This is a genomic window from Wenyingzhuangia sp. IMCC45467, from assembly GCF_054111205.1.
In genome coordinates, this window is sequence record NZ_CM134196.1 from 1,821,348 (window position 1) to 1,847,627 (window position 26,280).

At 32.1% G+C, this 26,280-nt stretch carries 30 protein-coding genes; 15 read left to right on the forward strand and 15 right to left on the reverse strand.

Annotated features, from left to right (window positions below; all coding sequences use genetic code 11):
- From mreC to ACXGQT_RS07800, 6 genes are all read left to right on the forward strand, one after another.
- Window positions 1-822: a rod shape-determining protein MreC gene (mreC, locus tag ACXGQT_RS07775; protein WP_457828036.1), complete on the forward strand. Its 822-nt coding sequence runs from the start codon at window positions 1-3 to the stop codon at window positions 820-822.
- Complete coding sequence (locus ACXGQT_RS07780) at window positions 815-1,327, forward strand: hypothetical protein (protein WP_457828037.1); 513 nt, start codon at window positions 815-817, stop codon at window positions 1,325-1,327. The genes mreC and ACXGQT_RS07780 overlap by 8 nt, the downstream gene beginning before the upstream one ends.
- On the forward strand, window positions 1,324-3,213 hold the full coding sequence (gene mrdA / locus ACXGQT_RS07785; protein ID WP_457828038.1) for a penicillin-binding protein 2: 1,890 nt from the start codon (window positions 1,324-1,326) through the stop codon (window positions 3,211-3,213). The genes ACXGQT_RS07780 and mrdA overlap by 4 nt, the downstream gene beginning before the upstream one ends.
- Window positions 3,194-4,471: a rod shape-determining protein RodA gene (gene rodA / locus ACXGQT_RS07790; protein WP_457828039.1), complete on the forward strand. Its 1,278-nt coding sequence runs from the start codon at window positions 3,194-3,196 to the stop codon at window positions 4,469-4,471. The genes mrdA and rodA overlap by 20 nt, the downstream gene beginning before the upstream one ends.
- Window positions 4,472-4,538: 67 nt before the next feature.
- Window positions 4,539-5,372 (forward strand): orotidine-5'-phosphate decarboxylase, encoded by an 834-nt coding sequence (pyrF, locus tag ACXGQT_RS07795; RefSeq protein ID WP_457828040.1) that lies wholly within the window; start codon window positions 4,539-4,541, stop codon window positions 5,370-5,372.
- Window positions 5,372-6,184 (forward strand): ABC transporter substrate-binding protein, encoded by an 813-nt coding sequence (locus tag ACXGQT_RS07800; RefSeq protein ID WP_457828041.1) that lies wholly within the window; start codon window positions 5,372-5,374, stop codon window positions 6,182-6,184. The genes pyrF and ACXGQT_RS07800 overlap by 1 nt, the downstream gene beginning before the upstream one ends.
- Window positions 6,185-6,297: 113 nt before the next feature.
- On the opposite strand, the gene ACXGQT_RS07805 is transcribed toward ACXGQT_RS07800, so the two are convergent.
- Complete coding sequence (locus tag ACXGQT_RS07805) at window positions 6,298-7,008, reverse strand: DUF4197 domain-containing protein (RefSeq protein WP_457828042.1); 711 nt, start codon at window positions 7,006-7,008, stop codon at window positions 6,298-6,300.
- Window positions 7,009-7,011: 3 nt separating this feature from the next.
- The gene (locus tag ACXGQT_RS07810) at window positions 7,012-7,182 is read right to left on the reverse strand and encodes a DUF5522 domain-containing protein (RefSeq protein ID WP_169816799.1); all 171 of its coding nucleotides are present in this window, start codon (window positions 7,180-7,182) and stop codon (window positions 7,012-7,014) included.
- A gap of 257 nt (window positions 7,183-7,439) precedes the next feature.
- On the opposite strand from ACXGQT_RS07810, the gene ACXGQT_RS07815 reads away from it, so the two are divergent.
- Genes ACXGQT_RS07815 through ACXGQT_RS07825 form a run of 3 tightly spaced genes read left to right on the forward strand, consistent with a single transcriptional unit; the run spans window position 7,440 to window position 9,338 of the window.
- The gene (locus ACXGQT_RS07815) at window positions 7,440-8,000 is read left to right on the forward strand and encodes a sigma-70 family RNA polymerase sigma factor (protein ID WP_457828043.1); all 561 of its coding nucleotides are present in this window, start codon (window positions 7,440-7,442) and stop codon (window positions 7,998-8,000) included.
- A gap of 25 nt (window positions 8,001-8,025) precedes the next feature.
- Complete coding sequence (locus ACXGQT_RS07820; RefSeq protein ID WP_457828044.1) at window positions 8,026-8,739, forward strand: class I SAM-dependent methyltransferase; 714 nt, start codon at window positions 8,026-8,028, stop codon at window positions 8,737-8,739.
- A 2-nt stretch (window positions 8,740-8,741) separates the two neighbouring features.
- Complete coding sequence (locus ACXGQT_RS07825; protein WP_457828045.1) at window positions 8,742-9,338, forward strand: DUF1684 domain-containing protein; 597 nt, start codon at window positions 8,742-8,744, stop codon at window positions 9,336-9,338.
- 65 nt (window positions 9,339-9,403) lie between these two features.
- Here the strand turns inward: ACXGQT_RS07825 and ACXGQT_RS07830 are convergent, their stop codons facing one another.
- Window positions 9,404-9,730, reverse strand: a complete 327-nt coding sequence (locus ACXGQT_RS07830; RefSeq protein ID WP_457828046.1) for a 2Fe-2S iron-sulfur cluster-binding protein — start codon at window positions 9,728-9,730, stop codon at window positions 9,404-9,406.
- Window positions 9,731-9,947: 217 nt separating this feature from the next.
- Between ACXGQT_RS07830 and ACXGQT_RS07835 the strand changes: the two genes are divergently transcribed.
- From ACXGQT_RS07835 to ACXGQT_RS07845, 3 genes are read left to right on the forward strand one after another with little or no spacing between them, the layout of a single operon-like run.
- The gene (locus ACXGQT_RS07835; protein ID WP_457828047.1) at window positions 9,948-10,733 is read left to right on the forward strand and encodes a TIGR00266 family protein; all 786 of its coding nucleotides are present in this window, start codon (window positions 9,948-9,950) and stop codon (window positions 10,731-10,733) included.
- Window positions 10,734-10,744: 11 nt separating this feature from the next.
- Window positions 10,745-11,155 carry a hypothetical protein gene (locus ACXGQT_RS07840; RefSeq protein ID WP_457828048.1) on the forward strand — a complete coding sequence of 137 codons (411 nt, stop codon included), beginning with the start codon at window positions 10,745-10,747 and terminating at the stop codon, window positions 11,153-11,155.
- 7 nt (window positions 11,156-11,162) lie between these two features.
- A complete protein-coding gene (locus tag ACXGQT_RS07845; protein ID WP_457828049.1) occupies window positions 11,163-11,537 on the forward strand; it encodes a VOC family protein in 375 nt (124 codons plus the stop codon).
- Between the two features lie 73 nt (window positions 11,538-11,610).
- On the opposite strand, the gene ACXGQT_RS07850 is transcribed toward ACXGQT_RS07845, so the two are convergent.
- The 10 genes from ACXGQT_RS07850 to ACXGQT_RS07895 all read right to left on the reverse strand — a co-directional run bounded on the left by ACXGQT_RS07850 (window position 11,611) and on the right by ACXGQT_RS07895 (window position 20,529).
- Window positions 11,611-12,663 carry an NAD(P)/FAD-dependent oxidoreductase gene (locus tag ACXGQT_RS07850; protein WP_457828050.1) on the reverse strand — a complete coding sequence of 351 codons (1,053 nt, stop codon included), beginning with the start codon at window positions 12,661-12,663 and terminating at the stop codon, window positions 11,611-11,613.
- Window positions 12,664-12,740: 77 nt separating this feature from the next.
- Entirely contained in the window at window positions 12,741-13,337 is a 597-nt protein-coding gene (locus ACXGQT_RS07855) for a precorrin-2 dehydrogenase/sirohydrochlorin ferrochelatase family protein (protein ID WP_457828051.1), read from the reverse strand.
- Entirely contained in the window at window positions 13,337-14,095 is a 759-nt protein-coding gene (cobA, locus tag ACXGQT_RS07860; RefSeq protein ID WP_457828052.1) for a uroporphyrinogen-III C-methyltransferase, read from the reverse strand. The genes ACXGQT_RS07855 and cobA overlap by 1 nt, the downstream gene beginning before the upstream one ends.
- 67 nt (window positions 14,096-14,162) lie before the next feature.
- Window positions 14,163-16,265, reverse strand: coding sequence for a HEPN domain-containing protein (locus tag ACXGQT_RS07865; protein WP_457828053.1), 2,103 nt, complete (start codon window positions 16,263-16,265; stop codon window positions 14,163-14,165).
- A 158-nt stretch (window positions 16,266-16,423) separates the two neighbouring features.
- The gene (locus ACXGQT_RS07870; RefSeq protein WP_457828054.1) at window positions 16,424-17,665 is read right to left on the reverse strand and encodes a sulfate adenylyltransferase subunit 1; all 1,242 of its coding nucleotides are present in this window, start codon (window positions 17,663-17,665) and stop codon (window positions 16,424-16,426) included.
- A 178-nt stretch (window positions 17,666-17,843) separates the two neighbouring features.
- A complete protein-coding gene (cysD, locus tag ACXGQT_RS07875) occupies window positions 17,844-18,743 on the reverse strand; it encodes a sulfate adenylyltransferase subunit CysD (RefSeq protein WP_457828055.1) in 900 nt (299 codons plus the stop codon).
- Window positions 18,744-18,845: 102 nt separating this feature from the next.
- Window positions 18,846-19,475: a phosphoadenosine phosphosulfate reductase domain-containing protein gene (locus tag ACXGQT_RS07880; RefSeq protein ID WP_457828056.1), complete on the reverse strand. Its 630-nt coding sequence runs from the start codon at window positions 19,473-19,475 to the stop codon at window positions 18,846-18,848.
- Window position 19,476: 1 nt separating this feature from the next.
- Window positions 19,477-19,734, reverse strand: coding sequence for a DUF2061 domain-containing protein (locus tag ACXGQT_RS07885; protein ID WP_457830805.1), 258 nt, complete (start codon window positions 19,732-19,734; stop codon window positions 19,477-19,479).
- Between the two features lie 170 nt (window positions 19,735-19,904).
- Window positions 19,905-20,114: a putative signal transducing protein gene (locus tag ACXGQT_RS07890; RefSeq protein ID WP_457828057.1), complete on the reverse strand. Its 210-nt coding sequence runs from the start codon at window positions 20,112-20,114 to the stop codon at window positions 19,905-19,907.
- Between the two features lies 1 nt (window position 20,115).
- Window positions 20,116-20,529: an RrF2 family transcriptional regulator gene (locus ACXGQT_RS07895; protein ID WP_457828058.1), complete on the reverse strand. Its 414-nt coding sequence runs from the start codon at window positions 20,527-20,529 to the stop codon at window positions 20,116-20,118.
- Between the two features lie 174 nt (window positions 20,530-20,703).
- On the opposite strand from ACXGQT_RS07895, the gene ACXGQT_RS07900 reads away from it, so the two are divergent.
- Window positions 20,704-20,859 carry a hypothetical protein gene (locus ACXGQT_RS07900; RefSeq protein ID WP_457828059.1) on the forward strand — a complete coding sequence of 52 codons (156 nt, stop codon included), beginning with the start codon at window positions 20,704-20,706 and terminating at the stop codon, window positions 20,857-20,859.
- 82 nt (window positions 20,860-20,941) lie between these two features.
- Here ACXGQT_RS07900 and nirD read toward each other — a convergent pair whose 3' ends face one another.
- Together nirD and nirB are read right to left on the reverse strand one after the other, a co-directional pair.
- Complete coding sequence (nirD, locus tag ACXGQT_RS07905) at window positions 20,942-21,316, reverse strand: nitrite reductase small subunit NirD (protein WP_457828060.1); 375 nt, start codon at window positions 21,314-21,316, stop codon at window positions 20,942-20,944.
- A 32-nt stretch (window positions 21,317-21,348) separates the two neighbouring features.
- The gene (gene nirB, locus ACXGQT_RS07910) at window positions 21,349-23,865 is read right to left on the reverse strand and encodes a nitrite reductase large subunit NirB (RefSeq protein ID WP_457828061.1); all 2,517 of its coding nucleotides are present in this window, start codon (window positions 23,863-23,865) and stop codon (window positions 21,349-21,351) included.
- A gap of 158 nt (window positions 23,866-24,023) precedes the next feature.
- On the opposite strand from nirB, the gene ACXGQT_RS07915 reads away from it, so the two are divergent.
- Complete coding sequence (locus tag ACXGQT_RS07915; RefSeq protein ID WP_457828062.1) at window positions 24,024-24,680, forward strand: Crp/Fnr family transcriptional regulator; 657 nt, start codon at window positions 24,024-24,026, stop codon at window positions 24,678-24,680.
- Between the two features lie 165 nt (window positions 24,681-24,845).
- A complete protein-coding gene (locus ACXGQT_RS07920; protein ID WP_457828063.1) occupies window positions 24,846-26,219 on the forward strand; it encodes a CmpA/NrtA family ABC transporter substrate-binding protein in 1,374 nt (457 codons plus the stop codon).
- Window positions 26,220-26,280 lie beyond the last annotated feature (61 nt).

Below are 26,280 nucleotides of genomic sequence, written 5' to 3' on the forward strand. Positions count from 1 at the left end.
ATGCAATTCATTTTATATTTAATTCAAAAAAACAGGAGCTTCCTCTTATTTTTTGTTTTAGAATTGATTGCATTGTTTTTAACCATTCAATTTCACTCTTATAGAAAAAGTAAGTTTATCAATTCTGCAAACGCAATTTCAGGTGGATTGTACAATAGTGTTACTTCTTTTAGAGATTATTTATATCTAAAAGAAGAGAATGAATTGTTGGCAGAAGAAAACACTAAACTCATCAATTATATTATTGCTAAATCTCCAAATGAAACTATATTTTTAGATAGTTTGGATACTAACAATCAGCAAAAATATAAATACACTCCAGCAAAAATCATCAATAATGATTTTCATAAAAACAACAATTTTATTACCATAGACAAGGGGTTAAATGATAGCGTTAATGTAGATATGGCTGTTGTAAATCCTAAAGGAATTATTGGAATTACTACCAATGTTTCTAATAATTATGTCTCTGCCATTTCAGTATTAAACACCAATTTTAAAGTCAATGCAAAATTAAAAAATGCTGATTATTTTGGTACTTTATCATGGAATGGTAAATCGCACAAACAAGCACAGTTAAAAGACATTCCTAGGCAAGCCGTACTAAAAGTAGGAGACACCATTATTACGGGAGGAAGATCTAGTATTTTTCCGGCTGGAATTTTAATAGGAAGTGTTGCCAAAATAAACTACAAAAACAATAGATACGAACTAATTGATGTAGAACTTTTTAATGATATTAGAAATATAAGCAATGTTTATATAATTAAAAACCTGCATAAAATTGAAATTGAGAACCTAGAAAAAAAGAGAAATGAATAGTGACTTTATTAAAATTGTAGGTCGTTTTTTATTGTTGATTCCTTTACAGGTACTCATAGCAAACCACATGCGTATTTTTGGATATATCAACCCACAAATATGCTTGCTATTTGTTTTGTGGTATCCTTTAAGAAAAGACATCACTGGTTTATTACTTAGTGCTTTTCTTTTTGGAATTATTTTAGATACATTTTCTAATTCAGGAGGGGTTAATACTGCTGCACTTTTATTTGTTTGTTATGTTAGACTACCTATTATTAAATTTATTTTTAATGATAAAGACATCAATTTAAAACTATTTAAATATAGCAACTACGGAACCTTACAAAAAATAATACTAATTCTAACTTTGGCTTTTATTCATCAGTTTATTGTATACGTTTTAGAATATTTTAGCGTTTCATATGCTGGAAGTATCCTCTTGAAAACTTTCACTAATAGTTTATTTACTACCTTTGTCGTCGTAATTTTCTTATCCATATTTACCTCAACCAAAAAACAATGAAAAAAAGAAACCTGTTATTTCCCCTTATTATTGTAATTACAGGATTCATATTTATTACAAGGCTATTTTTCTTACAAATTGTACAGCATGATGAGAATGAAATATCATTAAGTGGGTCTGCAATTAAAAGGATTTACACATACCCAGAACGTGGATTTGTATATGATAGAAATGGAAAATTATTAGTTGCCAACGAACAAACTTATGATGTAAAAGTTATTCCTAACGAAGTAAAACCTTTTGATACAATTGAATTTTGTTCTTTATTAAAAATTGACAAAGATTACTTAACTCATAAATTAGACAGAGCAAGAACATATTCACCATGGTTACCTTCTGTATTTTTAAGTCAACTTTCTAAAGAAGACTACGCTTATTTACAAGAAAAAATTCATAAATACAAAGGATTCTCCATCCAACGAAAATCACTACGAAATTACCCTCATCAATCTGCAGCAAATATTTTAGGTTACATTAATGAGGTAAATGAAGAATTAGCCAGAAAAAACCCCTACTATGAGCAAGGTGAATTAGTAGGTACTCAAGGAATAGAAAAAGAATATGAAGACATACTTAGAGGTACAAAAGGAGTTTCTTACAAACTTAGAAATAGATTAAACAAAGTTATTGGCCCTTATAAAGAAGGTATTTATGATACGCTTCCTAAACCAGGAAATGACCTAACTCTAACTATAGACCTAGATTTGCAGGCTTATGGTGAACTGTTAATGACAAATAAAAGAGGAGGAATTGTAGCCATTGAGCCTAGTTCTGGAGAAATTTTGGCTTTGGTAACTGCTCCTAGTTACGATCCTAATTTAATGGTTGGTAGAGAAAGATCTAAAAACTCTGTAATGCTTTTTAACGATAGCATTAACAAACCTATGCTGGATAGAGCCTTACAGGCCACTTATGCTCCAGGATCCCCTTTTAAATTAATTGAAGGTTTAATTGGTTTGCAAGAAAATGTTATCACTCCAAATACAGGTTTTTACTGTCATCATGGATATAGATATGGAAATAAAGCACATAACTTTATGGGCTGTCACTGTGGAATAACAGGAAGGCCTATTGATTTAAGATTGGGAATAGCTAAGTCTTGTAATAGTTATTTTTCTAATGTTTATAAGTTACTTTTAGAAAAATACGATTCATCACAAGAAAGTTTAACACATTGGGCAGAGCATTTATATAGTTTTGGTTTGGGAGATTTTTTAGGATATGATTTGCCTATTGGACAAAAAGGAAACATTCCTACGGCAGAATATTATGACAGAATTTACCCTAGAAAAACATGGAAATACACCACCACTATTTCCAATGCTATTGGTCAAGGAGAAATAGTAACAACCCCTATACAATTGGCTAACATGATTGCTGCCATTTCTAATAGAGGGTTTTACTACACCCCTCATGTATTAAAAAAAATAAACGGTAAGCCTATTGGTATCGAAAAATTTACTCACAAAAAACAAACCACTATAGATCCTGAAAACTTTAAACCTGTTATAGATGGAATGTATGATGTGTACCAAACAGGAACCGCCAAACATGTAAAAATAAAAGACATTGATATTTGTGGTAAAACAGGAACCGTACAAAACTACATTCGTAAAAATGGAGTAAGATATGAATTGGCTGACCATTCCATATTTGTTGCCTTTGCTCCCAAAGACAATCCTAAAATTGCTTTAGCTATTTTTGTAGAAAATGGAGGTTTTGGTTCTACCATTGCTGCCCCAATAGCAAGTTTAATGATAGAAAAATATCTAAAAGGAACCCCAACAGATTTAAAATGGTGGGAAGATAGAATTATAAACACCTCTTTAGAAGCAGAATATAAAAAACAACTTTCAATACAACTCCTTGAGAAATCACAGAATTAACTTATTACCACATATAGACTGGCCTTTGGTTTTTATATATATTATTCTCATCTGCTTTGGATGGATGAATATTTATGCTGCTTCCAGTTCTGAAAACCATCAAGAAATTTTAGATTTTAGTACTCGCTACGGAAAGCAAATTATTTGGATGGGATTGGCAATACTCATTTCCGTTTTTTTACTTTTTATTGAAAGTAGTTTTTACGAAAAATTTGCCGCCTATATTTATTTAGCTTGTATGGTTTTACTTGCTGGTCTTTTTATTGTAGGTAAAAACATTAACGGAGCTACATCTTGGTATGCCATTGGTAGTTTTAGTATTCAACCCACAGAATTTGCAAAAACAGGAACTGTATTGGCATTAGCCAGACTTTTAAACGAACGTCAGTTTAGTTTTAAACCCTTTAAAAACAAAGTAAAAACCTTTGTTATTATTATAATTCCTGCTGTACTAATCACCCTGCAACCCGATCCTGGTTCTGCTTTGGTATACGTATCTTTTATCTTGTTATTTTACAGAGAAGGTTTACATTCCAACATTTTAATTATTGGTACTTTGGCCATTCTCCTTTTTGTTACTACTTTGGTTTTTGGATACTTATATGTAATTGCTGGAGCTTGTATAACCACCGCTATTATTTTATGGTATATTTCTAAAGTGAGAAAACAAATACTGCGTTTTGTTTGGCCTAAAATTATAGGAATTTTAACACTCGTTAGCGGATATATTTACAGTGTATACTTTTTATTTCACTATGTTTTTCAACAAAGACATAGAGATAGATTTAATATTTTATTAGGACTAAGTGATGATACTAGCGATATAGGATACAACACTTATCAATCTATTAAAACCATTTCTTCAGGTGGCTTTTGGGGTAAAGGATATTTACAAGGAGATAGAACGCAAGGGAAATTTGTTCCAGAACAAGACACCGATTATATTTTTAGTACCATAGGTGAAGAATGGGGTTTTTGGGGTTCTGCTTTAGTGATAGTGTTATTTATGATTTTTATTCTTAGAATTTTATACTTAGCAGAAAAACAAAAATCTAAATTCAGTAGAATTTACGGTTATGGAGTGGCTTGTGTTTTCTTTTTTCATGTATTGATAAACATAGCCATGGTTATTGGTTTGTTTCCAACCATTGGTATTCCACTACCGTTTTTTAGCTACGGAGGTTCATCATTATGGGGATTTACCATGTTACTATTTATTTTTATAAAATTAGATGCTTCTAAGAATTACGAACTATAATTAATCGTGTTTATTTCTAAGGATATCTGTATTTTTACAGCTTAGAAAAACAGTAAAAAATATACAGATGACAATTACAGAATTGGTTGGAGAAATTAAAAAGAAAAAATCTTTTTTATGTGTAGGTTTAGATGTTGATCTCACTAAAATACCATCACATTTATTAAATACAGAAGATCCTATTTTTGAATTCAACAAACAAATTATTGATGCCACTCATCACCTAGCAGTTGCCTACAAACCTAACACTGCTTTTTACGAAGCATATGGAATTAAAGGTTGGCAATCTTTAGACAAAACCATCAATTATATCAACCAAAATTATCCTGAAATTTTTACTATTGCCGATGCTAAACGTGGAGACATTGGAAACACTTCTACCATGTATGCCAAAGCTTTTTTTGAAGATTTAAATTTTGATTCTGTAACTGTTGCCCCATACATGGGAAGCGATTCTGTAGAACCTTTTTTAGCTTTTAAAGATAAATTCACTATTGTGTTGGCTTTAACTTCTAATAAAGGAGGATTAGATTTTCAAGGAAAAGATTTAACCAATAACGAACCTTTGTATAAAGAAGTCATTAAAACCTCTTTAACTTGGAACAACTCAGAAAATTTAATGTTTGTAGTTGGTGCAACCAAGGCAGAATATTTTAAAGGAATTAGAGAAATTGCTCCAAAAAGTTTTTTACTAGTTCCTGGAGTGGGTGCTCAAGGAGGTAGTTTACAAGGAGTTTGTGAGTTTGGTTTAAACAAAGAAAATATAGGATTGTTAATCAACTCATCAAGAGGAATTATTTATGCTAGTAAAGGAGAAGATTTTGCCAATGCTGCACAAATAGAAGCACAAAAACTACAAGCACAAATGGCTAAAATTTTAGCTGATAACAATATTGCCTAATGACTTATTTTGATGATTTAGGAAATGAATTGACGTTTGAAAAAACACCTAAAAAAATTGTTTCTTTAGTACCTTCTATTACCGAAACTTTATACGATTTAAACCTAGAAGAAAACATTGTAGGAATCACAAAATTCTGTGTTCATCCTGTTCATTTTAAACATACAAAAACCATTGTTGGTGGTACTAAAGATGCTAAAATTGAAAAAATAAAAGAGCTTCAACCTGATATTGTTTTTTGTAACAAAGAAGAAAACACTCCCGAAATTGTAAAACAATTACAAGAATTTACCCAAGTTTATGTAACGGTAGTAAACAGTGTTGATGATGCAGTTCGTATGATTCAAAAAATGGGATTGATGTTAAACCGTAGGGTTGATGCACAATTAATCAACCATAAAATCAACTTAAAATTAGACGATTTTAAATGGTTTATTAAAGATTTTGAAGTTAAAAAAGCGGCTTATTTTATTTGGTATAACCCATGGATGGCAGCAGGGAACAACACCTTTATCAACGCTTTGTTAACCCTTAATAAGTTTGATAATATTTATAAAAACAAAAAAGAAATATACCCAACTATAGAGGCCAAAAGAATAAGATTAGAGGGAGATCCTGATTATGTATTCTTTTCTTCGGAACCTTTTCCATTTAAAGACAAACACGTTTTTGAAATGGGACGTTTTACCCACCATGCCAGTGCTGTTTATGTAGATGGTGAAATGTTTAGTTGGTTTGGTTCTAGACTCATTAAATCTTTTGATTACTTTAAATCTTTAAGAGAAAGAATTACAATTAGTACTTTTAAATAAGGAAGACTCTTTATTTAAATTAAAATATAACAAGTTCTCGACTTCGCTCGAACGCCTTAATCTTAAGGTCATCGAGCGGAGTCGAGATGTTTTTTTATCGTTATAAACGACTCTTACTTATTATCCTGTAAAGCAAATACTTTTTTAAGTAAAGTACTAGAACGCTCAGAAATATCTGTTCTAATTTTTTGTTCCTCAATAGCAATCATCGTGTACACACCAACTAAAGCCTGATTGGTAACATAATCTGTTAAATCAGGATTTACTTTGTTAATAAATGGAATTTGATTGTATTTAGTGATGATGGTATTCCAAATATCAGCAGCTCCAACCTTATCAAAAGAATTTTTAATGACAGGACTAAAAGAAGCATATAATTTTTCATTGGTTGTTTTGGTTAAGTAATTAGTTGCTGCATTGTTATCCCCCATTAAAATATTACGAGCATCAGTAAAACTCATATTCTTAATAGCATCAACAAAAATTGGAGTGGCTGTTTTTACCGCATCTTCTGCTGTAGCATTTAAAGCTATCAATCCTTTATCTGCTAAATCACCCAAACCATATTTGCGCATCGCTTCATCAATTTTTTGTAAATCTTCTGGCAAAGCAATACGGACTAATTCATTATTATAAAACCCTCTTTCTTGGGTTAACTTACTTACCTGATCACTTACTCCTTGGTCTAAAGCAGCTTTTAAACCGTTAGCAATATCTAAATTACTAATGTTCTGAGTGCTTATTGGTAAATTATTTACAATATGCGACAACTCTGCACAGCTTGACAAACTAAGGGCTAAAACAAAAGCTATTATTTTTTTCATAATCTATTTATTTTTAAAAGAATCTGTTTTTTTATCATAACCATATGGACAATGTTTACAACCACTTTTACAACAATATCCTCTTTTTAAATGGTATTGCTCTGTAAAAACTCGGTAACCTTGTTCGTTGGTGTAAAAATCTCCCTCTTCGGGCGGTATGTTTAATCTATTCATTAGACCTCAAAAATAGAAAGCTAAACTGATTAAAACGAAAATTTTCTATTAAAAAAGAATCTTTTTACAATCCTTATCGTCTTATATATAAACCATAAATAATATAATCATGAAAAATACTAATTGTACTTGCAACTGCGATAATTGTAAAAAAGGAAACTGCCAACAATGTACTTGCAAAAACTGTACTTGTAACAATTGTAATTGTTAACTTTAATCTCTAGCATGGTTGTGCTAGGGATTAAAATATTTTAGCTATGGATACAAACAAAATTTGGGACTTATACGCTATAGATCTTAAAAAATTTATTTTATCAAAAACCAAAAACATTACTTTAACAGAAGATATTTTACAAGAGGTTTTTATTAAAATTCACACTAAAAAAAATACGTTAAAAAATCAATCTAACATCAAATCATGGATTTTTACCATTGCTAACAACACCATGTTAGATGAGTTTAAAAAGCAATCTAAAGTGATTGCAGAAGAATCTCCAGAGCAATATGTATTAGAAAAAAACGAAGATTTTAATCATCATAAAGCAGAAGATTGTTTGCTTCCATTAATTTTAAGATTGCCTAAAAAATATAGAGATGTTTTATTTTTATCTACCATAAAAAACTTAAAACAACTACAAATTTCCGAAGAATTAAACATTAGTTTGCCCGCAACCAAATCTAGAATTTTAAGAGGTAGAGAACTTTTAAAACACGAATACATGGACTGTTGTGATTATACCTTAGATGAAAATGGGCATTTAAAAGGAGAGAATAAAAATTTTGACGAATGTAAAGTTTGTAGACCTCAGCCTTTGTAACTAACTTTGTAAAAATCATTTATCAATGTCCAAAGACGTTTTAGGTACTGCTTTAAAAGCTTATTATTTTAATAAAAACACCAAAGATAAACTCCTTACCAATTCCTCTATTTCAGAAGAAGATGAACTCCCGCTTGACTATTTATTAAGAGAGTACAAAGACATGCCAATAATTGAGCAAAAAGCTTTGAATTTGGCCAAAGGAAAAACCTTAGATATTGGTTGTGGAGCCGGAAGCCATGCTTTGTATTTACAAAACAAAAACCTAAATGTTACGGCAATTGACATTTCAGAAGGAGCTATAGAGGTTGCTACAGACAGAGGTTTAAAAAATGCCAAAGTTGCGAATATTTACAACTTTAATAGTGATGAAAAATTTGATACCATTTTGGTATTGATGAACGGAACAGGTATTTGTGGAAAACTAAACAACCTTGCCCCTTTTTTAATTCACTTAGCAACTTATTTAACTCCGAACGGACAAATATTAATAGATTCTTCGGACATTATTTATATGTATGAAGATGAAAACGGAGATCATTGGATTGATGCTACCAAAGATTATTATGGAGAAGTTCAATTTTGGATGAATTACAAAGAAGAGCAATCAGACACTTTTGATTGGTTATATGTAGACTACAATACTTTACAAAGATGTGCCGTTTATAATCATCTAAATTGTGAATTGATTGTTGAAGGTGATCATTATGATTATTTAGCAAGAATTACAAAAGCCTAACCATGTACAAAATACTTATCATTTTATTATCTCTAAGCACTTTTTGCATTGCTCAAGACAAAGATTATCAAACTGAAATAAGTTTGCACAGAACGGAGTTAAACAATCATTTTAAAGACAAAAAGGAGAGTCCGCTCCCTTCAAAAAAAATAAAAACATTTACAGGCCTTCCATTTTTTTCTGTAGATGAAAAATATAAAGTTAAAGCCAAACTAAAATTTACCTTTAATACTCCTATACTTTATATTCAAAACACCAAAGGAGGATCAGAAGCTTATCAGCAATATGCCTTGGCTACTTTTAACATTGATGGAAAAGAACATCAACTAAGTATTTATCAAAATTTAGCCTTAAAAAAGAAAAAAGGGTATGAAAACTATTTGTTTATTCCCTTTACTGATTTAACAAACGGAGATACTACTTATGCTGGAGGAAGGTATATAGACACAACTATTCCTGATGAGTATACAGGTTATATAACTTTAGATTTTAACAAAGCTTATAACCCTTATTGTGCTTATAACAAAAATTACATTTGCCCTGTTCCTCCTAAAAACAATCATATAAATGCTAAAATTTTAGCAGGTGTTAAATACTAAAAAAGCTCAAAACCATTTGGTTTTGAGCTTTTAAATAACTTTATCTTTAAACTAGTTTCTTCTAACTATACTTCGCTCTCTGGAGCCAATTCAATTTCCAGTCCGTCTAAATCTTCGGTAATTGGCAATTGACATCCCAAACGAGAATTATCTTCTACATAAAAAGCTTGATCTAACATATCCTCCTCAGCATCTTGCATTTCTGGTAATTCGTGATCCGATAAAATATAACATTGACAAGAAGCACACATAGCCATTCCACCACAAGTTCCTTCTACAGGCAACTCATAAGCCTTACAAAGCTCCATAATGTTCATGGCCATATCTGTTGGGGCTTGTAACTCGTGAACAACTCCTTCTCTATCTTTAATCTTAATGGTAATATCAGACATTCTACTGAATTTTAATTAACTATGATGCTAAAATTGAGGTGCAAAGATACAACCTATCGCTTAATTATTAAAAATATTGTGATAGAAAAGATGTTTTTAGAAAACATTAACTTAAATCAATCTTTTTAGTAAATTTATATCGCTATGTAAAAGAACCTCTTCTTGTATAAGGATTGAGTTTTCTTTTAAACAACCACTAACTTTGAATTTAAAAAAAATGAAATCACACAAAATTGATTACACCATTCACGGAAATGATATGCAAGTTGTTTCTATAGAGTTAGATCCACAAGAAACTGTAATTGCAGAAGCTGGTTCTATGAACTGGATGGATAGAGATATTGCTTTTGAAACAAAAATGGGTGATGGTTCCCAGCCCAACCAAGGAGTCTTAGGAAAATTATTAAATGTTGGTAAAAGGGTACTAACTGGCGAATCTATTTTTTTAACACATTTTACCAATGTGGGTTTTGGGAAAAAAGAAGTTAGTTTTGCTGCTCCTTACCCAGGTGCTATTATTCCTATTGATTTAAGTTCCATAAACAACGAAATTATTTGTCAAAAAGATGCTTTTTTATGTGCTGCACTTGGAACACAAGTAAGCATTACTTTTAATAAAAGATTGGGTGCAGGATTTTTTGGAGGAGAAGGATTTATACTTCAAAAATTAAGAGGAGATGGTTTGGCTTTTTTACATGCAGGCGGAACTATTATAGAAAAAGAATTAAATAACGAATCTATTTTAGTAGATACTGGTTGTTTGGTTGCTTTTACCCAAGGAATAGATTATAATATTGAAAGAGCTGGAAATTTAAAATCGATGTTTTTTGGAGGGGAAGGACTATTTTTAGCAACCTTACAAGGAACAGGAAAAGTGTATTTACAAAGTTTACCATTCTCTAGGTTGGCCGATAGAATTATACAACACGCTCCAAAATTAAGAGGAAACTCAAAAGGAGAAAGTTCTGCCTTTGGTAGTTTTGAAAGATTTATAGATAATTAAAAAACAATACCATGATAAAACAATTACTAACATTATTCTTCTTTTTTACAATACTTTCTTCTTTTGGACAAGATTTAAGTAAAGACGATATTTATGGAGATTGGAAAGTAAACCATATTGTAAGTAGTCCTAATGATGTACAATTTCAAGCCTTATCAGATGGTTTTAAAAATGCTACTTTTAGTTTTCATAACAACGGAAAGTTTAACATCAACACTACCTTTAACACTCCCATGTTTAAGTTATTTACAGAAAAATCCAACAATACCAATTGGATTTTTATAGATAATGAACAACATATTAAAATTGGTCATCAAAACAATCAGTATTCTATTATGGGGATTGTCATCAAACAAAAAAACAACAAAATTTTATTTCACTTAGATGAAACAGAACTCATTATGGAAATGAGTAAACAGTAATTTAGCAATGATTTTTAGAGCAGCTAGACACACAAATAATTTAGAAGTAATATCTAATTTTTACGTAAATATTCTAAATCTTGAAATCTTAGGTAGTTTTAAAAATCATAATGGTTATGATGGTGTATTTATTGGTGAAAAAGAATGTGATTGGCATCTAGAATTCACAGTTTCCAAAAGCAAACCTCAAAACACTTTTGATGAAGATGATTTATTTGTTTTTTACCCACAGAGTAAAAAAGAATATGCTCAAATCTTAAAAAACATCCAACAAAACAACATTTCATTGAATATTGCTAAAAACCCATATTGGGCTAAAAACGGAGTTTTAATTCAAGATCCTGATGGCTATAATATCATTATCTGCAATTTAAAAACATGAAAATTTAATGCAATAAAAAAACCTCAAAAGCTTTCGCTTTTGAGGTTTTTTAAGTTTTATGGTAAGTCTAAAATTACATGCTTTTTACCACTGCTTTTTTAGCTTCTTTCTTTTCTCCATCAAATCCTTCTACTCCGTTTACAGTTGTATATTTCATTACATAACGCTTTCCAGGGTTAATAATGTTATATGCATATTGCACAGCAATTGTAGCCTCGTGGAAACCACAAAGGATTAATTTTAATTTACCAGGATATGTGTTCACATCTCCAATAGCAAAAATACCAGGAATATTAGTTTGATAATCTAATGCATTGTTTACAACAATGGCATTTTTCTCAATTTCTAATCCCCAATTAGCAATAGGTCCTAATTTTGGAGACAATCCAAACAATGGAATAAAGTGATCACATTCTTTAATGATTTCACCTTCTGTTTTATGCTTAATCATTACTGACTCTACTTTTCCATCACCATTAATTCCTTTTACCTCAGCATCAGTAATTAAATTGATTTTTCCTGATTTAGATAATTCAGATACTTTTTCAACAGAATCTAAAGCTCCTCTAAATTCATTTCTTCTGTGTACTAATGATACTTCACTAGCTACATCAGATAAGAAAATAGACCAGTCTAAAGCTGAATCTCCTCCTCCTGAAATGACTACACGCTTATCACGATAAAATTCTGGATCACGAATAATATATTCTACTCCTTTATCTTCGTATTCTGCTAATTCCTTAATAGGCGGTTTACGAGGCTCAAAAGATCCTAATCCACCAGCAATAAATACTGTTGGAGCATAGTGCTCTGTTCCTTTATTGGTTACCACCTTAAAAGTTCCATCTTCTAACTTCTCAATAGTTTCAGCTCTTTCACCTAAAGTATAACCTGGTTCAAAAGGCTTAATTTGCTCTGCTAAATTATCTATCAAATCCCCTGCTAATACTTCAGGATACGCTGGAATATCATAAATAGGTTTTTTTGGATAAATTTCAGAACATTGTCCTCCTGGTTGAGGCAATGCATCAATTAAGTGACAGTGCAACTTTAACAAACCTGCTTCGAATACCGCAAACATACCTACTGGTCCTGCTCCGATGATTAAGATATCTGTTTTAATCATTATCTTACTTTTTTATTTATTATCATTTTAAATAACGACTGCAAAAATCGGAATAATTTTCCAATCAATCACTATTTTTATTCTTTAATCTTATTTTTAACGTTATCTACCAAACCTTTGGTAAACTCGTTCATCTTTTCAACTTTTTCTTCAAAGTCTCCTTTGATTGTATCTCTATACTTATTTAAGTACTCAGCCAAATCATCAATATTTTCAGGTAATACCGATTCAAAAAACTGACGTAAACGTTTTGCCATAGTAGGAGATTTTCCATTGGTAGAAATTCCAATTTTTACATTTCCTTTGGTTACAATTCCACCCATATAAAAATCGCAATACGGAGGATTGTCTGCCAAATTCACCAAAATAGCACGTTCTTTACAGTCGTTGTAAACTTTTAAATTTACTTCGGGTACATCAGTCGTAGCAATTACTATATGCTTTCCTTCTAACATACTCGCATCGTAATTCCCTACAACCATTCTTACTTTTCCTTCATTTGCCTTGGCAATAGTTTCTTCTCTATAAAATGGAGAAATCATGGTTACCTTAGCATCTGGACTAGATTTTAACAAAAAAGACAATTTTTCTAAAGCTACGTTTCCACCTCCTACAATTAAAGTGTTTAGTGCTGTAACTTTTAAGAAAACTGGATATAATTGATTTTTTTCCATTACAATGTTTGTCCTTTTTTGTTTAACAGGTATTTATACAATACTTCGCTTTCTTTTACGGTTTCACCAATTACAATCATAGATGGATTGGTTAACCCTTTTTGATTGATGATATCTAAAATAGTATTGATGGTTCCAATAGCTAAACGTTCAATATCTTTGGTTCCATTTTCTATAATAGCAACAGGAATATCTGTTTTTCCTTGTTTAATGAATGCGTTTACAATTTTTTCTAACTTGCTCATCCCCATTAAAACGACAATGGTTACGTTCGATTTTGCTGCTGCTTCAATATCATTACTCAACTCTAAATCGGAAGTAGTCCCAGTTATTACCCTAAAACTTTCGTTTACACCTCTTTGTGTTAACGATATTCCATAACTAGCGGGTGCTGCAATGGCAGAGGTTACCCCCGACACTATTTCAAAATCAATTCCTTTTTCTAATACATATTTTAATTCTTCTGCACCACGTCCAAAAATAAAAGGATCACCTCCTTTTAACCTTACCACATGTTTTCCTTGTGAAGCGTGCTCTACAATTAATTCTTGTATTTTTTCTTGAATAAATTTGTGCATTCCTCTTCGTTTTCCAACAAAGATTTTCTCTGCATTTTCTGCATGCCTTAACAATTCTTCATTAGCCAAAGCATCGTATAAAATAACATCAGCTTCTTTTAGAGCTCTTACTCCTTTTAGTGTAATTAGTTCCGGATCTCCAGGCCCTGCTCCTACTAATGTTAATTTCCCTTTACTCATATTTTTATTTTAAGATTGAAGATTCAAAATTAATTAAATCTTCAATCTTACTTCTTAATTATTGTAATTATTCTGCCAACTCAGCTTGTCTGTAAGCATCTACCAATCCGTAGAACTTTTCAGCATCAGCAATATAACTCTTTGCAAAAGATGCTGATTGTTCATTTTGGTTAATTTGATAAATGAATGATTCAAAATCAGTCCCTAAATCAATTTTTCCTCCTTGAACAAAAATTTCGTTAAAATCAGAAATAATTTTATTGTGAGTGTTGGTTTTTGTTCCTTCTGCTGTTAAAATTGCTTTAGCAGTATGTACCATTGAGCTATATGCAAAATAAATGGCATCGCTTAATTTACCTGCTTCAAACGTTTCTTTTGCGTTGTTTAATTTTTCTTTAGAATCGTACAATAAAGTAGCAACCAAATCAATAACAACACCAGCACATTCTCCAACTCCTACAGCCTTTTCATACTTCTCTTCGTTCCCCCAATCAATAAAATCAGACTCTACTAAATCATCAGTACTAGACAATGGCTTTAAGAAATCATAGAAATATTTTTGACCTCCTTGAGATTCGTAATACTCAATAAAATCTGCTCCTCCAGAGTTTTCTATATAATCATTTAAGATCAATCTTAATGCTTCTGGTCCTCTTTTAGACGGAACTTTAATTACTTTATCTGCAATTCTTGCTTCTCCATTTCCTAAAGTTCCTCCTCCTAATAAAACTTGTAAGGCTGGAGCTACATATTTACCTGCTTTTACAGACATTCCTTGGAAACCGATGTTACATAAGTTGTGTTGACCACAAGCATTCATACATCCAGAAATTTTAATCACCAAATCAGAATCGTTTGCAAATTCTGGATATTCTGCTCTTAACACTTTCCCTAATTCAACTGCTGCTCCTGTAGAAGAGGCAATTCCTAAGTTACAAGTATCTGTTCCTGGACATGCAGTAACATCTACAATAGATTCGTATCCTAAATCTGTAAATCCTAATTCTTTTAATTTTGTGTAGAAGAATGGTAATAAATCTTCGCGTACGTGACGTACTAATATATTTTGACGTAATGTAAATCTTAATTCATCTGCAGCATACTCTTTAATTAAAGCAGCCAAAGCTCTTGCTTCTGGCAAGTAGAAATCTCCTATATTTACTTTAATTCCAATAGCAAACAACCCTTCTTGCTTTTGAGCAAAAACATTGCTTGCTTTCCATGCTTCATAAGCTTCTACATCATCAATAGTAACTTCTGGAGCTACAATTCCTGATAGATCTGGATTGTTATCAAAACCTTCAGTACTAATTTCTACTGTTTGGTTTGATAATGCTTTTTGCTCTGTAGCAACCAACTCGTTAAAAGCTTCTAAACCTAAATCTTTTACTAAGAATTTTAAACGTGCTTTGGCTCTTTTAGAACGCTCTCCGTATCTATCGAACACACGTAAAATAGATTCCATGTAAGGAATTATTTTATCTGTTTCTAAAAATTCGTGAGCTACATCAGCCAAACGAGGCTGAGAACCTAATCCTCCTGCTAACATTACTTTAAATCCTAATACAGGCTTACCATCTACTACTTTTATTTTAGCAATAAAACCTATATCATGCATATAAGACAACGCTGAATCATCATCTGCAGAAGAGAAAGAAACCTTGAATTTACGTCCTAATTCTTGACAAATTGGGTTACGTAAAAAGAATTTAAATACGGCATGTGCATATGGAGAAACATCAAACGGTTCCTCTGGATTGATCCCTGCATCTGGTGATGCTGTTACGTTACGTACTGCGTTTCCACAAGCTTCACGAATGGTTACATCACTTTTTTCTAGCTCTGCCCATAATTCTGGAGTTCTGTCTAAACTTACATAGTGAATTTGAATATCTTGACGAGTAGTAATATGCAAACGTCCTCTTGAGTATTCCTCAGAAACATCACATATTCTTAATAATTGGTCAGAAGTTACTTTTCCGTATGGTAATTTAATACGAATCATTTGTACTCCAAACTGACGTTGACCGTACACTCCACGTGCTAAACGTAAACTTCTAAATTTTTCTTCATCAATTTTACCATCGTAAAACTGTTGAATTTTATCTCCTAATTCAATAATATCTTTTTGAACAATAGGGTTTTCTATTTCTGATCTAAAACTTTGCATGGTCAAAAACTTTGTTTTTGTAGTCCAAAGTATTAAGTAAAAAGTAAAAGACTAGCTTTTACTAATTTTTAAAACTTTAAAACTTGTTTTATTAATATTTCATTTTTAAATCAAGCACCATTAACTCAGTACTCAATACTATGTACTTATTACTTCAATTACTGAATAAATCCAGCTCCTGAGGTATTGTTTGTTTGAGGATCTATTAAAATAAAAGATCCTGTTGTTTTGTTTTCTGCATACGTATCATAAAACAATGTTTTGGCTAGTTTAAATGATACTTTTCCAATTTCATTGATTTTTAATTCCGTTGCTGCTGTTTCTCCAGAAAAATCTGTTGCAATTACTGCATCTATAGTTGCTACTTTTGCTGCAATTACATTAGCACCTTGTTGTAATAAATATTTTTTACCTACTACTAAATTGGTAGTATCCATCCAACAAACTTTTGCATTTAGTTGCTTTGTTTCTTTTGGCAATTCTGATGCTTTTACAATAATATCTCCACGAGAAATATTAATATCATTTTCTAAAGTTACATTGATAGATGTTCCTCTAGTGGCAATCTCATATTTCTTATCAAAGAAATAAATATCTTTTATTTTAGATACGGTTTTTGATGGTAATACCGTTACCTCATCTCCTACAGCTAAACTACCTCCATATAATTTTCCTGCATATCCTCTAAAATCGTGAAACTGATCTGTTTTAGGACGAATTACTGTTTGTACTGGTAAACGAGCTACAGATTCTTCGTACACATCTTGAGCTTCTAAAGCTTCTAAATGCGCTAATAAAGTTGTTCCACTATACCAAGGTGTATTTTCTGAAGCATCTACCACGTTATCTCCTTGTAATGCCGATACAGGAATAAATGTAATATTTTGGGTTGAACCTGCTCTTTTTGCTAAATCTGTAATTTCTGCTTTGATAGCTTCAAACTTATCTTGAGCAAAATCAACCAAATCCATTTTATTTACAGCCACAATGATATCTTTAACTTTTAATAAGTTATTGATGAAAAAGTGACGGTAAGTTTGTTCTATGACTCCGTTACGAGCATCTACCAAAATAATAGCTGCTTGTGATGTAGAAGCTCCTGTAACCATGTTACGAGTATATTCTACGTGCCCTGGAGTATCTGCAATGATGTAGCTTTTCTTTTTTGTAGAAAAATAAATATGTGCTACATCAATGGTAATTCCTTGTTCTCTTTCTGCAACCAAACCATCCGTAGCTAAAGAAAAATCTAAGTAATCAAATCCTTTTTGCTTACTAGTACGCTCAATTGCTTCTAGTTTATCATCTGTTAAAGAACGTGTATCGTATAAAATACGTCCTATTAACGTACTTTTTCCATCATCTACACTTCCTGCTGTTGCTATTTTTAAAACTTCCATTTTACTTATAGTATTAAGTACTGAGTACTGAATATTAAGTTTCAGTGACTACGTGTACTTTCTGTGTTTTTTTAATTTTATAGTATTAAGTAGTCAGTACTGAGTATTAAGTTTACAGTTGCTTCGTACTTTATGTGTTTTTATCTGCTTTGTACTTTATACTAAGTACTCAGTACTTTTAAAAGTATCCTTGTTGTTTACGTTTTTCCATCGCAGCTTCTGATCTTTTATCATCAATACGAGCACCACGTTCTGAAATTGATGAATCTCTAATTTCTTGAACTACTTTAGAAATAGAAACAGCATCAGACAATACAGCTGCTGTACAACTCATATCTCCTACAGTTCTAAAACGAACCATCATTTCTTCTACTTTTTCATCCTCTTCACGGTAAACTACATCATCTTCAGCAGACCAAATCATTCCGTCTCTTAAGAATACTTTTCGTTTGTGTGCAAAATAGATAGATGGAATTTCAATTTCTTCTCTTTCTATATAAGACCAAACATCTAATTCTGTCCAGTTAGAGATAGGAAAACAACGTACGTTTTGTCCTAATTCTATTTTACCGTTTAACAAATCAAATAATTCTGGACGTTGATTTTTTTCATCCCACTCACCAAAATCACTTCTTACAGAAAAAATACGTTCTTTAGCTCTTGCTTTTTCTTCGTCTCTACGAGCACCTCCAATACAAGCATCAAAACCAAATTCTTCAATAGCATCTAACAATGTTTCAGTTTGTAACATGTTACGAGATGCATATTTTCCAGTTTCTTCTGTTACTTTACCAGCATCAATATTATCTTGTACGTTACGCACAATTAATTCAATTCCTAACTCCTTAGCTAAACGGTCTCTAAATTCAATGGTTTCGGGAAAGTTATGACCAGTATCTACGTGTAAAAACGGGAAAGGAATTTTTGCTGGCCAGAATGCTTTTTGAGCCAATCTTACCAATGTAATAGAATCTTTTCCTCCAGAGAACAATAACACTGGTTTTTCAAATTGCGCTGCTACTTCTCTTAAAATGTAAATGGCTTCGCTTTCTAATGTATTTACTCTTAATTCGTTCATTTCTTGTTTTAGTATTTAGTAGTTAGTACAAAGTACTAAGACTACAACTGCTACGTATATTTATGTTTTATTCTTCTGTAAAACTTAGTACTTTGTACTAAATTAATTATGCAATCCACACTCTCTATTTCCTAATACTTTTGTAGGATCAAAATATTTGTGTTCGTTTGGAATGTTATTTTTTTCTAAATAAGCATCTAACTGCTCATCTGTATAATTATAAAAAGGGCTCACTTTTAAAATCCCATCTTCACCCTGAGAAACTACATTAATAGAATCTCTAAAAGCAGTTTGACCTTTTCTTAAATTAGTGAACCAAACATCTGGTTGATGTGCTGCCATGGCTCTTTTAAAAGGCTCTAGCTTTACTTGCTCTGTAAAGACTTTGTGCATTGGATCATCTATCTGAGGAATTCCCATCACAGCATCACGGTGAGAAGAGGTTTGTTTAGGAACATATAAATCAATATTTAAATCCAATAACTTAATTAAATCTTCTGCATGCTTGTATGTGTTACGAGTATTGTATCCAGTGTCACACCAAACAACATCAATATCTGGTTTTACGCTAGTTACCGCATATAATATAGCTCCCTCGTAAGGTCTAAAATTAGTAGTAACTACGGGCTTTTTAGCTCTAATAACTGCCCAAGCAACTATTTCTTCTGGTGATTTTTCTGCCAACTTAGCATTAAACTCTGCTATTTGCTCCTCTGTGTATTTTTTACTCATTTTATTTACCCCATTTTATTGCATTCCAAATGCGTTCGTGAAAAAAGTACAATATCATTTTTGTAAAAAGATCTATAGAAGCAATTGATGTTGCTGTTGTTATATCATCAGTAGCAATCCAAGATATTACTAAAGTATCTAAACTACCTATCACTCTCCAACTAATAGCTTTTACAACACTACGTATTGGTTTTTCTGAAGACACTGACTTAGCATAACTGCTATCTCCTTCACTATTAAAAACTTTCTCTGTTACCATTCTCTTTTTATTCATTTTACTCATTACCCTACTCATCAAGTAGGAAATAACAACAAGTAGGTCGCAAAGGTATAGTTTTTATTACATGCCCACAACAAAAAAACTAAAAATCTACAAAATTAGTAGGATAATAAATTTTATTTAAAAAAACATCTGTCTAGAATGACCATTTATTTTAGTGAAGAAAGAATCTCTTTGACTTGCTGTTCTTGATCAGAATGAACAAAAACTTCTTTTTCTAGCCTTAAAGTTCCAAAACCAGCAAGCCTCGCAGATTCTGAAATATCTTTTATAATAGGCTCAATGCCCTGTTCTTGAAGGGATAGCTTTACACGTTCAACCTCAAATGAATTTCCTGAAAAAACTTTAATAAAAGCCATATTAATAAGTAATTAAATCTTGTAATGATGTATTTCTAAAAACCTGTAACGAGCTATCTCTTACTTGTATCATTAATTTGTTAACAGCACAAACCTCTTCACTTTTACAATCATCACATTTTTTATAAAAATTTAAAGAGACACAAGGCACCATCGCAATAGGTCCTTCTAAAGTACGAATTATATCTGTCATTGGGATATTTTTAGGTAATCTGGCTAAAAAATACCCACCTCCTTTTCCTTTTTTAGAATCTAACACCCCTGCTTTTCTAAGCTCTAAAAGAATTCTCTCTAAAAATTTTACCGATATGTTTTCATGCTTGGCTATTTCTGAAATTTGCACAGGACAATTTTCTGACCTCTTTGCTAAGTAGGTTAACGCTTTAATTCCGTATTTGGTTTTCTTTGACAACATAACAACAAATATACAATTCCTACCTATATAGTAGATTAATAAGATTTAGAAATTAAAATCCCCACCAAACAACATATCATTCAAAAAAAACTCTAAACCTGACAAAAATCAACTTATTAAATACAATATTTAATTAACTTTGAGAGAACTCTAACTTAACAAACACTCTTTACTATGAAAAAACTCACTTATTCTCAGTACTTTGATTTGATTCTAAAAGCAAAGAAAAACAATCCTTATTTGTACGTTTCCGTTTACAACGAAGCCAAAAGAAACCTAATTCCTAAGCAATTTAGACTGTTACAAGAAAAAATCCTAAAAACAGCTTAAAAACTCTTAAATACCAAAAAAGCTCGATGTAAACATCGAGCTTAGTTGAGTATAAAACAAACTTATTAATAAAAGTACTTTATTAATGAGTACCGATATAAACGAAACCGTCTTCAATTTTTACTGGAAATACAGCTATTGAATAATCTTCTCCGTTTAAATTTTCTCCTGTTTCAAGAGAAAAAGTTTTTTTATGCAATGGACATGCTATTTTAGGAGTACCACAGTCTTCACCAATCATACCTCTAGAAAGTACCATTTCCATTTTATGTGGACATACATTTTGAGATGCATACCATTTTCCTTCTGCTGTAAAATTAAACACAGCAATTTGTTTGTTATTAACTTTTACACAAGCTCCTCCGTTTTCAGGAAACTTAGTTACTGGAGCTGCTTTGAACCATTCTTTTACTTCTGATTCTGATACTGTTTTATATTGTTCTAAAATTGAATTCATTGTTTTCTTTTTTAAGGATTAGATACTTAAACTTAAGACCATAGTTTTGGCATTTTTTGATCTCTTAATGACACAAACTCTATAGTTTCATCACTTTCATCAGAGTTTACAAAATGAGCAAAACGATTGTTTTGTTCATCAATATTCTCTATTGCTTCTTTCCACTCACATTTATAAGCATCAACCAAGCCAGCCATATCTGCATCTAATTGATCACACAATCCTAAAGAATCATTAATCACCACATCTTTTACATGCTCTATTCCTCCCTCAATCTTATCTAACCAAGCAGCTGTTCTTACTAAAGGTCCAGCTGTTTTAATATAATACATTAGGAAACGGTCTGTAAATCTTATCACTTCTTCATTGGTAATTTTCTCTGCCAACAACTCAGCATGTCTTGGAGTAGCTCCTCCATTTCCACCAATATACAAGTTCCATCCTCCTTCTACAGCTATAATTCCAAAATCTTTTCCTCTTGCCTCAGCACACTCACGAATACATCCAGACACCCCTCCTTTTATTTTATGAGGAGAACGCAATCCTTTATACCTGTTTTCTATTTCAATAGCAAAGGACACAGATTCATCCATACCATAACGACACCATGTAGAGCCTACACAAGATTTTACCGTACGTAATGACTTACCATAAGCATGACCTGATTCAAAACCAGCATCAATTAAATCTTTCCAAATCAATGGCAATTCATGTAACTCAGCTCCAAAAAAGTCAATACGAGCTCCTCCAGTAATTTTAGTATATAAATCGTATTTTTTACCTATTTGCCCTAAAACTATTAACTGCTCTGGAGTAATTTCCCCTCCTGCAACTCTTGGTACTACTGAATATGTACCATTACGCTGAATATTAGCTAAAAACTTATCGTTTGAATCTTGAATCACATTGTGATCATTTCCTGTGTCTGCATAAATACTTGCAAACAATGATGCCGCTACAGGCTTACAAGTTTCACAACCCAACTTTCCCTTACCATGAGTTGACAACAATTCTGCGTAAGTTTTAATCCCTTTTAACTTTACAATATCATATAACTCTTGACGAGAATAATCAAAATGCTCACAAACAGTTTCTTTAACAGTAACTCCCTGAGCTTTTAATGACTCATTAATTAAATCTGTAACCATAGGCTTACAACCTCCACAACCTGTTGTTGCTTTAGTTGCTCCTGCAATTTCTTTTAACGAAGTCATTCCTTCATCGACCTTACAACAAATTTGACCTTTTGTTACAGCCTCACAAGAACAAACAACAGCACTATCTGGTAAATCCAACGCAGAACCAAAACTAGCCTCTTCTCCTCCTCTTGCTCCTAAAATTAAGTCTTCAGGATTTTCAGGAATTTTCATTCCATTTAAAAAGATTTGGTGCAACATATTATAATCACTTGCATCTCCCACCAAAATTCCTCCTAACAACTTTTTACCGTCTTTAGAAACATTTATTTTTTTATAAATTCCTTGAAATTTATTTTCATAAACAATAGATTCACTTTCTTTTGCTTCATTTAACGCATCTCCAAAACTAGCAACATCAATTCCACTCAACTTTAACTTGGTAGACATATCAATTGATGTTGGCATTAAACTATCTCCACCTAATATTTGATCTACTGCAATACCCGCCATATCATAACCAGGAGCCACCAAACCATAAATCATATGATTTAACAAAGCACACTCTCCAATAGCAAAAACATTATCGTCAGAAGTTCTCATATCGTTAGACACAACAATACCCCCACGTGTTCCAACCTCTAACCCACAGGTTTTAGCCAATTCATCTCTTGGACGAATTCCTGCAGAAACCAATAACATATCTACAGGCAACACTTCATCTTCAGAAAATCTCATTCCTGTAATAGCATCATCTCCTTCTATATTCTGAGTTCCTTTACTCAACAATATATCAAGACCTATATCTTCTAACTTACGCTGTAAAACTTTACTAGCATCATTATCAAGCTGTCTTGGCATTAATCTAGGAGCAAATTCCACTACTGAAGTTTCAAGCCCCATATCAATAATAGCCTTTCCTGCCTCTAACCCTAAAAGACCTCCACCTAAAATAGCAGCCTTTCCATTTGGTTTATTTTTTTTAATCTCCTCTACATAGGACATAGTAGCATCTAAATCCTCTATAGTCCTATAAACAAATACTCCTTTTTTTTCTACCCCTGGAATAGGAGGCACAAATGCAGAAGAACCTGTAGCCAACACCAAATAATCATAAGTATACTCCTTATCATTAATTGTTGTAATGGTTTTAGTTGCTCTATGAACGTCGGTTACACGTTCATTGGTAATCAACTCAATGTTGTTTTCCTCATACCAAGACCTTGGAGCCATACTCAACCTCTCCGCATCTTGATCTGCAAAATACTCACTTAAGTGTACTCTGTCATAAGCTGGCCTTGGCTCTTCACCAAAAACAACCACCTTATAGTTACTACTCTCAGTCTTAGCCATAAGCTTTTCACAAAACTTATAACCTACCATTCCGTTACCTATTACTAAAATTGTTTTCATATATAAATAAGTTTGTTTTACTTTGTACTACGAGGCAAATATACGTAGTAATACTTAGATTAACAAAATTAATCAATAAATTTGTCGTATAAATACGTAGAAATATGAGTTACAGCTGTACAAACTGCACCAATGAGACGTGCTTAATCAAAAAAAACTTGGGTCACATAAACAATATAAACCCAGAGATTACGGAACAAAAACACACCATACAATGTAAAAAATCTAGACAGTTTATTATGGAAGGAGCTCCTGTAAACGGTTTATATTTTATCTACAGTGGTAAGGTTAAGGTTATCAAAACTGGATACAACGGGAAAGAACAAATACTTAGACTTTCAAAAGATGGAGAAGTAATTGGTCACCGTGGGTTTGGTATGGGAGAAACTTATAAAATTGGAGCAACAGCTCTAGAAGATACTGTTTTATGCAATTTCTCTACCGCACTACTTAAAGACATTTTATTATCAGAACCTAAAGTTACTTTTGATTTTATGCATTTTTATGCAGAAGAACTAAACAGAAGCGAAACCAAGGTAAAAACCATGTCTCAAATGACCGTTAGAGAAAAAGTAATTGACATGCTACTCTACTTATATAGAAAATTTGGAGAAGACAATGGTGTTATAGGGATTGAGTTATCTAGAAAAGAACTTGCAGACTATGCAGGAACTACAGACGAACAAGTAATACGTATTTTATCTGCCTTAAAAAAAGAAGACCTAATCTACACAAAATCTAAACTTATAAAAATACTTGATGTTCCTAAACTTAAGAAAGAAATCTCCGAACACAACTTCTTCTTAGATAGTTAAAAACTACGTAAACACTTAGAAATAAAACAAAAACTGCTAATAGGCAGTTTTTTTTATGTCTAAAAACTTAACTCAATATGCCTAAACAAGGTTTACGTAACTAAACTACGTACATACCTTTGCTAAAACTAAGTATCAATACGTAATTAACTAAATTCAAACAACATGAAAATTACATTTTTTAAAGCCTCTACATTGATTGCAGCAGCGTTTATGATTGCATCTTGCGGAGACAAGAAAAAAAAGGAAACAACATCAACCACCGTTGCTCCTGCAAGCACATCATTAGAAATTGAAAAACCACAGTTAACTTTTGGTTTTATTAAATTAACAGACATGGCTCCTTTAGCTATTGCAAAAGAAAAAGGTTTTTTTGAAGAAGAAGGATTATTTGTTTCTGTAGAAGCACAATCTAACTGGAAAAATATTTTAGATAGAGTAATTGATGGACAATTAGATGGTTCTCACATGTTAGCAGGACAACCTATTGCTGCAGGAGCAGGATTTGGACGTCAGGCAGCTTTGGTTACTCCTTTTTCTATGGACTTAAACGGAAACGGAATTACAGTTTCTAATAAAGTTTGGGAAGGAATGAAACCACATGTTAAAAAAGACAAAGATGGAAAGCCAGTACACCCAATTAGTGCTGATGCATTAAAACCAGTAATTACTCAATACAAAAACGAAGGTAAACCATTTAAAATGGGAATGGTATTCCCTGTATCTACTCACAACTACGAAATTAGATATTGGTTAGCTGCTGCTGGAATTAAACCAGGTATGTATTCTGCTGACAACATTCAAGGACAAATTGATGCAGATGTTTTATTATCTGTAACACCTCCACCACAAATGCCAGCTACATTAGAAGCAGGAACTATTTACGGATACTGTGTAGGAGAACCTTGGAACCAACAAGCGGTTGCTAAAGGAATTGGAGTTCCCGTTACAACAAACTATGATATCTGGAAAAACAACCCAGAAAAAGTATTTGTAATGACAAAGAAATTTGTTGAAGAAAACCCAAACACTGCTGTAGCCGTAACCAAAGCATTAATTAGAGCCGGACAATGGTTAGATGCTCCTGGAAATAGAGCTGAAGCTGTAAAAATACTATCTATGCCACAATATGTTGGAGCTGATGAAGCTGTATTAGCAAACTCTATGACAGGAACTTTTGAATTTGAAAAAGGAGACAAACGTGAAATGCCAGACTTTAACGTATTCTATCGTTACAACGCAACATATCCTTTCTATTCTGATGCAGTTTGGTTCTTAACTCAAATGAGAAGATGGGGACAAATTCCTGAAACAAAACCGGCAGAATGGTACGCTGAAAAAGCAAAAGACATCTACAGACCTGATATTTGGAAAAAAGCAGCTGAATTATTAGTAAAAGAAGGAAAAATTCCAGCAACAGACATTCCAAAAACAGATGGATACAAGCCAGCTACCACTGACTTTATTGATGGAAACAAATATGACGGTAAAGACCCTATAGGTTACATCAACTCATTTAAAATAGGAAACAAAGACTAATCTATACTTAAAAAGATTACAATCGGGGACAACCCATCCCCGATTTACATTACTGAACAAC

Excerpts from the sequence above, each read along its gene's own strand:
- mreC (WP_457828036.1), top strand. The coding sequence starts at position 1 with ATGCAATTCATTTTATATTTAATTCAAAAAAACAGGAGCTTCCTCTTA.
- ACXGQT_RS07780 (WP_457828037.1), top strand. The coding sequence starts at position 815 with ATGAATAGTGACTTTATTAAAATTGTAGGTCGTTTTTTATTGTTGATT.
- mrdA (WP_457828038.1), top strand. The coding sequence starts at position 1,324 with ATGAAAAAAAGAAACCTGTTATTTCCCCTTATTATTGTAATTACAGGA.
- pyrF (WP_457828040.1), top strand. The coding sequence starts at position 4,539 with ATGACAATTACAGAATTGGTTGGAGAAATTAAAAAGAAAAAATCTTTT.
- ACXGQT_RS07800 (WP_457828041.1), top strand. The coding sequence starts at position 5,372 with ATGACTTATTTTGATGATTTAGGAAATGAATTGACGTTTGAAAAAACA.
- ACXGQT_RS07805 (WP_457828042.1), bottom strand. The coding sequence starts at position 7,008 with ATGAAAAAAATAATAGCTTTTGTTTTAGCCCTTAGTTTGTCAAGCTGT.
- ACXGQT_RS07810 (WP_169816799.1), bottom strand. The coding sequence starts at position 7,182 with ATGAATAGATTAAACATACCGCCCGAAGAGGGAGATTTTTACACCAAC.
- ACXGQT_RS07815 (WP_457828043.1), top strand. The coding sequence starts at position 7,440 with ATGGATACAAACAAAATTTGGGACTTATACGCTATAGATCTTAAAAAA.
- ACXGQT_RS07820 (WP_457828044.1), top strand. The coding sequence starts at position 8,026 with ATGTCCAAAGACGTTTTAGGTACTGCTTTAAAAGCTTATTATTTTAAT.
- ACXGQT_RS07825 (WP_457828045.1), top strand. The coding sequence starts at position 8,742 with ATGTACAAAATACTTATCATTTTATTATCTCTAAGCACTTTTTGCATT.
- ACXGQT_RS07830 (WP_457828046.1), bottom strand. The coding sequence starts at position 9,730 with ATGTCTGATATTACCATTAAGATTAAAGATAGAGAAGGAGTTGTTCAC.
- ACXGQT_RS07835 (WP_457828047.1), top strand. The coding sequence starts at position 9,948 with ATGAAATCACACAAAATTGATTACACCATTCACGGAAATGATATGCAA.
- ACXGQT_RS07840 (WP_457828048.1), top strand. The coding sequence starts at position 10,745 with ATGATAAAACAATTACTAACATTATTCTTCTTTTTTACAATACTTTCT.
- ACXGQT_RS07845 (WP_457828049.1), top strand. The coding sequence starts at position 11,163 with ATGATTTTTAGAGCAGCTAGACACACAAATAATTTAGAAGTAATATCT.
- ACXGQT_RS07850 (WP_457828050.1), bottom strand. The coding sequence starts at position 12,663 with ATGATTAAAACAGATATCTTAATCATCGGAGCAGGACCAGTAGGTATG.
- ACXGQT_RS07855 (WP_457828051.1), bottom strand. The coding sequence starts at position 13,337 with ATGGAAAAAAATCAATTATATCCAGTTTTCTTAAAAGTTACAGCACTA.
- cobA (WP_457828052.1), bottom strand. The coding sequence starts at position 14,095 with ATGAGTAAAGGGAAATTAACATTAGTAGGAGCAGGGCCTGGAGATCCG.
- ACXGQT_RS07865 (WP_457828053.1), bottom strand. The coding sequence starts at position 16,265 with ATGCAAAGTTTTAGATCAGAAATAGAAAACCCTATTGTTCAAAAAGAT.
- ACXGQT_RS07870 (WP_457828054.1), bottom strand. The coding sequence starts at position 17,665 with ATGGAAGTTTTAAAAATAGCAACAGCAGGAAGTGTAGATGATGGAAAA.
- cysD (WP_457828055.1), bottom strand. The coding sequence starts at position 18,743 with ATGAACGAATTAAGAGTAAATACATTAGAAAGCGAAGCCATTTACATT.
- ACXGQT_RS07880 (WP_457828056.1), bottom strand. The coding sequence starts at position 19,475 with ATGAGTAAAAAATACACAGAGGAGCAAATAGCAGAGTTTAATGCTAAG.
- ACXGQT_RS07885 (WP_457830805.1), bottom strand. The coding sequence starts at position 19,734 with ATGGTAACAGAGAAAGTTTTTAATAGTGAAGGAGATAGCAGTTATGCT.
- ACXGQT_RS07890 (WP_457828057.1), bottom strand. The coding sequence starts at position 20,114 with ATGGCTTTTATTAAAGTTTTTTCAGGAAATTCATTTGAGGTTGAACGT.
- ACXGQT_RS07895 (WP_457828058.1), bottom strand. The coding sequence starts at position 20,529 with ATGTTGTCAAAGAAAACCAAATACGGAATTAAAGCGTTAACCTACTTA.
- ACXGQT_RS07900 (WP_457828059.1), top strand. The coding sequence starts at position 20,704 with ATGAAAAAACTCACTTATTCTCAGTACTTTGATTTGATTCTAAAAGCA.
- nirD (WP_457828060.1), bottom strand. The coding sequence starts at position 21,316 with ATGAATTCAATTTTAGAACAATATAAAACAGTATCAGAATCAGAAGTA.
- nirB (WP_457828061.1), bottom strand. The coding sequence starts at position 23,865 with ATGAAAACAATTTTAGTAATAGGTAACGGAATGGTAGGTTATAAGTTT.
- ACXGQT_RS07920 (WP_457828063.1), top strand. The coding sequence starts at position 24,846 with ATGAAAATTACATTTTTTAAAGCCTCTACATTGATTGCAGCAGCGTTT.